The following is a 1,703-nucleotide window of genomic DNA, read 5'->3' as shown; positions in this document are numbered from 1 at the left end:
AAAGGCCCCCATCTCCCCGTCCGAGCCCCCTTTGATCATGTACGGCACTCGGGGCGTCGGCACGCTCTGGCAACCGGAGCCCCGTCACTCCCCAGGAGTGCTCACCGACCTTCTGGGCGCCACCCGGGCAGGGCTGCTCACCATGCTTGAGACCCCCGCCTCATCGACCGAACTCTCCGGCCGCCTGGGCGTCACCCCCTCGGCCGTCAACCAGCACCTCCGCACCCTCCGCGCCGCCGGCCTCCTCGCCAGCGCCCGCCACGGCCGCTCGGTCCTCTATCTGCGCTCGGAACTCGGCGACGCCCTCGTCGCCGGATCAGGACTTCGGGCCGTCGGTGTCGACCGCGAAGCGGAGGACGCTGCCCACCCCGGTCCCGATCAGTTCGGACAGGAGGCCTGAGACGGTGGTGCGGTCGGTGCCGTTGATGGAGACCGTGCGCAGCTCGGCCGACTTGGGGAGCTCTCTCAAGCCCCCTACGCTGGCGAGACGTCAAACCCCGATCAACTTCGAGGAGCCCTTATGACTGTCTATGAACGACCCAAAGACGCGGTGAGCGTGTCGACCGATTTCGGCGTGGTCGACCTGGCGCCGGATCCCAATCGCCGGATTCTGGGTGCTGTTATTCGACTATTTTCCGCAGTCCTATGTGGACCTTGCTGACCCACGTCATCTGAGATTCAAGTATGTTCAGTGGCTCGCGTCGATCGCAGACTGTGTCGCGGACCCTGGTGCGCCGATCAGGGCGCTGCACCTGGGTGGCGGAGGTCTCACGCTCCCGCGGTACGTGGCCGCCACCCGGCCGGGGTCGGCTCAGCTGGTCGTCGATCGGGACGCCGTGCTGATGGAGGCGGTCAGGAGAGTGTTGCCGTTGCCGTCTGATTCCGCGATAGAAATCCGTATCGCGGACGCGCGGGACGCGATGCGGTCTTCGCGTCCGCGAGCCTACGATCTCATCGTCACGGACGTGTTGACCCGGACTGGGGTACCCGCGCGGCTTACGAGTCTGGAGTTCGCCACCGCGGCGGCAGGGGTACTGAATCAGGGTGGGCAGTACGCGCTGAATATCCTGGATTCGGTACCCTTCGATTTCGCGCGTCGTCAGGTTGCGACATTACGTGCGGCGTTCGGCGATGTGTGCCTGTTCTGTGAGCCGGATGTGCTGCACGGCGACCGGATCGGAAATCTCTTACTCGTGGGCGCGAACGGCGGCCTGCCAACGCGGGCGCTGGCCGAGTGGGCGGAGCGTGCGTCCGCTCCCGTGCGACTGCTCAGTGGTGGCGAGTTGGATCGCTTCGTCGGTGACGCCCAGCCGGTGGCCGACGCGGACGCAGTCGATTCGCCACCAGCGGTACCTATTTAGGTCCGCCTGTCATCTCGGGGGGCAAGACTCAGGCGTGCCCTCGACTGGTTCTGACCGCTCAGGGACCGATCACGCACGCAGAACGGTGACGCGGCGGCCGGAGGGCGTAATCGCCTGCTCGAAGCACGCGGCGATCGTCGGCATGGTCTTCTAACTAATAACCCTTGAGTTCCACTGGGCTTCTTTGGCCTCTCTAGCCCCAGGACCTGGGCGTTTCTGCTGGTGCTCCGGCTTCTGTGGACGTTGACGAGATTTCGGGGATTCTGAAGGTCTATCGTCCTGGTCGTTCGTCTTGCTGTGAGGGTGAAGGCGAGGTGGCCGGAGTTGGCGCTGGCGGTGGTG

At 65.5% G+C, this 1,703-nt stretch carries 2 protein-coding genes; both read left to right on the top strand.

Features of this window, described 5'->3' with window-relative positions; all coding sequences use genetic code 11:
* The coding region (locus EJK15_RS69125) for an ArsR/SmtB family transcription factor (RefSeq protein ID WP_138720895.1) at nt 1-400 on the top strand (400 nt) is incomplete at its 5' end.
* Between the two features lie 214 nt (nt 401-614).
* Nucleotides 615-1,361, top strand: coding sequence for a spermidine synthase (locus EJK15_RS69120; protein ID WP_206062355.1), 747 nt, complete (start codon nt 615-617; stop codon nt 1,359-1,361).
* The last annotated feature ends 342 nt before the right edge of the window (nt 1,362-1,703 follow it).

Source organism: Nonomuraea basaltis, from assembly GCF_005893125.1.
In the GTDB taxonomy this organism is placed as follows: Bacteria; Actinomycetota; Actinomycetes; order Streptosporangiales; family Streptosporangiaceae; genus Nonomuraea; species Nonomuraea basaltis.
The sequence above is the reverse complement of the archived record's forward strand: the minus strand, read 5'-3'. Positions and strand labels throughout refer to the sequence as shown.